The sequence below is a fragment of the Synechococcus sp. Cruz CV12-2-Slac-r genome (assembly GCF_024346075.1).
Taxonomy (GTDB): Bacteria; Cyanobacteriota; Cyanobacteriia; order PCC-6307; family Cyanobiaceae; genus Synechococcus_D.
Genome location: NZ_JAGQEK010000141.1, coordinates 1 through 4,045 on the forward strand (window position 1 = coordinate 1; position 4,045 = coordinate 4,045).

At 52.0% G+C, this 4,045-nt stretch carries 2 protein-coding genes; one reads left to right on the forward strand and one right to left on the reverse strand.

Annotated elements, in window-relative coordinates:
* The first annotated feature begins 381 nt into the window (after positions 1-381).
* Entirely contained in the window at positions 382-3,666 is a 3,285-nt protein-coding gene (locus tag KB557_RS09430; protein WP_255133582.1) for a plasmid replication protein, CyRepA1 family, read from the forward strand.
* Between the two features lie 144 nt (positions 3,667-3,810).
* Here KB557_RS09430 and KB557_RS11245 read toward each other — a convergent pair whose 3' ends face one another.
* Positions 3,811-3,993, reverse strand: a complete 183-nt coding sequence (locus KB557_RS11245) for a helix-turn-helix transcriptional regulator (RefSeq protein ID WP_399218938.1) — start codon at positions 3,991-3,993, stop codon at positions 3,811-3,813.
* Positions 3,994-4,045 lie beyond the last annotated feature (52 nt).

Here is a 4,045-nt window from a genome sequence, read left to right on the forward strand (position 1 = left end):
ACAGGCGCAAGCAACTGCACTAGATGTAGCGCTTTTTGAATCCAAGCCCTTGCCAAACCCCTAAAGCTAGATACATTCGGGGCGTTCTATATCAAGCGAAAGGGATGGCTAAGCCAAGGCGGAAACAAACCTTTTTGTCAGTAGCAACAACTGAGCCCGAAAGGCAAAATTACCACCAAATTGCTAAATCAAAAGGTTTATCTCTTAGCGAACTTGTACGGCGAGGAATCGCAATGCAAAGCAAAGAAGCCGCCTAACTAATAGGCAGCAAAAAAGGGCTTCCAGTTACCAGCTGAAAGCCCTTTCTCAAAAACACCCGGCTTCAACCTTTCAACACAGAAGACCGGATTCAACAAAAAAGATTGGTAGACCAATCCACAGATGCAACCTATCACCCTATGCAGCCCTAATCAACCTTTGCAGGTTAAGGGCCAACCACAATCTAGCTACAGCAACCCATCTGGGCTAGTCCTGCAATTACTGCCGCCGCATCAGGCGGAGTTTTTAGCCTCTGCAATTCCTTTAGATCTAGCCGCTATTAATTGCGCTAGCTGGGGCGCCGGCACTGCGCGGCACTGGGAAGACGAACGGGCCGAGCTGGTGGCCCATGCCCGACTAAAGATCCAAACCGGCAGCATTGCAAACAATGGACACCAGCAAAGCCAGCCCGCATACCTAGCCGCAAAATTAATAAACCTTGGCAAGCGTTACCAACACCTAGAAGCTGGCGGCTGGCGGTCATTAAGTGCCGCCCTACCTAACTGCACAACTTTTGACCAATGGAAACCAAACCAACCACGGGCAAAATATAAGCAAGACAGCTCAGGCGTTTGGTATGCCGTTGAAGAGCAGCGCATCAAATACGAAGCGCCGCCAGCACACCCAGCCGGTGGTGGTTTATTGCTGCCGCAAGTGCCTATCAAGTATTGGCAAAACATCTGCCAACGTCAAAACCTACCTTTACCTGATGCCTCAACCGTTGCCGCTGGTTTTTGGCAATGGGCAATCAAAACACCAGAACTAAAGATTGTCATTACTGAAGGCTGGAAAAAAGCGCTGGCTGCCGTTGGCGCTGGCTGGGCTGCGGTGGCCCTGCCCGGGGTGCAGATGGGCCGCCGTGTTGCAGCTGATGGCAGCAGCCAGCTAATTGCTGAATTGCATCAGTTGAGCTGCAAAGGGCGCCGCTGGCTAGTTGTTTTTGATGCTGATGCCAAGCGATCAACCGCCGCAAAAGTTAGCGCTGCTGCTGGTGCCTTAGCTGTTGCTTTGCGATCAGTTGATGCAACAGCAGATATTTGCCGCCTGCCTTTACTGCCTAACACCGATAAAACCGGCCTTGATGACCTGCTAGCCGCTCAAGGTGTTGCAGCACTTGAAAAAGCTTTAGCTAATACAAACCCGGCGCCGGTATTACCACGGCTTAGGGCTGCTGATTTAACCGCAGCAGCTGGGCAGTGGTTAGGTAATGCCTGCCCATTACCAACACCAGAAAAAGCGCCCCTGGTTGTCGTTAAAGCGCCTATGGGATGCGGCAAAACTCAAGCAACCGCGGCACGTATTGCACCACTTGCAGCGGCTGGCGTGCCGGTATTAATGCCAAGCCACAGAAAAGCACTAGGGCAAGCAGCAGCAGAAGCCATCGGCGTGCCGTGGTGCCCAGCACCTGGTAGCGATGAACGGCAGCAGGGTGTAGCTGGTTGCTGGGATAGCTGGGCGCCAAATACCGCCTTGCGCATCAGCGGCACTAGCTACAGCGGCGGGGTTTTTGTTCTTGATGAATGGGTGCAAGCAGTTGAGCACCTGCTGTTAAGCACCGGCACCGCATTGGCAAAACGCAGGGCCGAAGTATTGCGCACTGCAGCAGAACAACTGCCGCGAATGCAGCAAGTAATCGCTCTAGATGCTCAATTGTCAAATTGGGCAGTTGAGTTGCTTGAAACACTTACCGGCAAACGTGCCCTTGTAATAGATAGCCAACACCAACCAATGCAAGGGCGCCCACTACATGCCGCTACTGGTTTCAATACAGCAAAAGCTGCATCTGCCGCCTTCAAAACAAAATGGGCAAAACTAATAGATGCAGGCCAGCCTTTCCTTTGTTGGACGTCAGCGCAGCAGGCAAGCAGCACTAACTCAGGGCAAACACTTGCACGCTTGCATCGCCGCATGGTGCCCGGTGCCCGTGTGTTGGTAGTAGATAGCAGCACGCCAGAAGCTGCCGCTCTGCTTGCTAATAATCCAGACGCAGAAGCCACCAAATACGATGCCATTTACTGCTCGCCAGCTATATCAAGTGGCATCAGCTTTAACAGCTGGAAACCGGCTGCGGTTATTGCTTACGCTGGCGGGCTAATAGCACCGGAACACGTAGCGCAAGCCCTCGCCCGTGTTCGCTGCCCTGATGTACCGGCTTACCTTTACGCGCCACAGCGTGCCCCTGGTGCTGGTTTACGTGTTGGCAGCGGTGCCACTAATGGGCGCCAGTTAATACGCGACCTAAAAGCAATCGCTGATCCTTTATTTGGTCAGCTGGCGGCTGGTGATGCTGATGGCGCTTGGCTTACAGCATGGGGTGAACTTGGCGCCTATCGCAACCGCCAGCGCTTTGCTTATGGCGCTTCAATTGTTGGACTGCTGCAAACTGAAGGCTGGGCAGTTAATGAACTAAAATCTGACAATTGCCCAGATGATGGCATTACTGCAACCGAACTCAAACTAATAGCAGCAGCAGAAAGCACGCTTGCAGATGCTCAACTATTAAAAGCGCCGCCATTAACTGATTTAGAAGCCAACGCATTAAGCAAAAAGCAACGGCTTAGCTCAGAAGAAAAAAACGCCTTGCAGCGCTATCAATTGCTAACTAGATGGGCCAACCCAGCAACTGCCAGCCACGAGCTATTAGAAGCCGACAGGGACGGGCTGCTGCATCGTTTAAGGCTGGGCTGGCTACTAGATAACCCAGAAGCGCAGCAATTAATCCCGGCCGCTGACAGCGCAGCAATTGCTGCACTTGATTCAAAGGGCATGCCATTTGAACCCGACCGGCCACGGGTAACAATTGGTCAAAAGCTTGCAGCATTAAAAGCATTAAAAATCCCGCAGCTAATACAACGCCTAAAAGCAGGTGAGACGATTGCAGCTAATGACCCGCAGTTAACAGAGCTGCACGCAAATGCCACAAGCTGCCGGTTTGGGCTAACTGCTGCACTTGGTATAAACCCAGCAAAAAAAGCAAGCGGCACCGCTCGCGCATTACTTAAAGCAATTGGCTGGGAGTTAGGCAAAGCAGGACGGCAAGACCTAATTCGCAATGGTGAGCGGGAAACACAGCTCACCTACACCGCAAAACCATTGCTGCCACCTGAAGGGGTGCAGCTGGCGGCATTGGTGGGCAAGTGGCAAGCCGAACTAAGCCCCACACTTTTTGCCCATATAGAAAACATATATGGAAAAAAAGTGTGGGAGTTGGGGCCGCAGGCACTACCACCACCGATAACGCCACCAACTGCCCCACCAGCCACCAAACGGCTAAGGGCAAGCTGGCTAAAGCTGGCTAAAGCCTGGGAAACACCATCCGCACCACCACCTAGCAATGCAAGACTTAAACCCGTTCGAAGCTTTTTTCCAAAGCAGCTACAGGGAATGGCACCACCTATTGGAAGGTGACGGCTTAGGCGATAGAGCCGAGTTAGAAAAGCAACTAAAAGAAGTCATGGTCGTTATGACCCCCCAAAAAGTTGCCCCATATCGGATAGTGCCGACTCTCCCGACTCCGCCTACTGCGAACTAGCCGCAAGAACCAGGGGGCCGCTACCTACACCGCAGCAGATGTTCCAAGGTTTCAGCATCCCAAACAATTGAGCGCCCAGAGTAAAAAAAATGTGTGATTACCTTTGCAACTCCAGCCTTACGCAAACGCCATAAGGTTGAGCGGCTGAGCTTAAACATTTGGCAAGCTTGCTCAGTAGATAAAAAGCGGGCGGATTGAAACACGTTGAAACAGTACGGCTAGACTAATTCTATTCACTTAAATTTCAGCAATGAA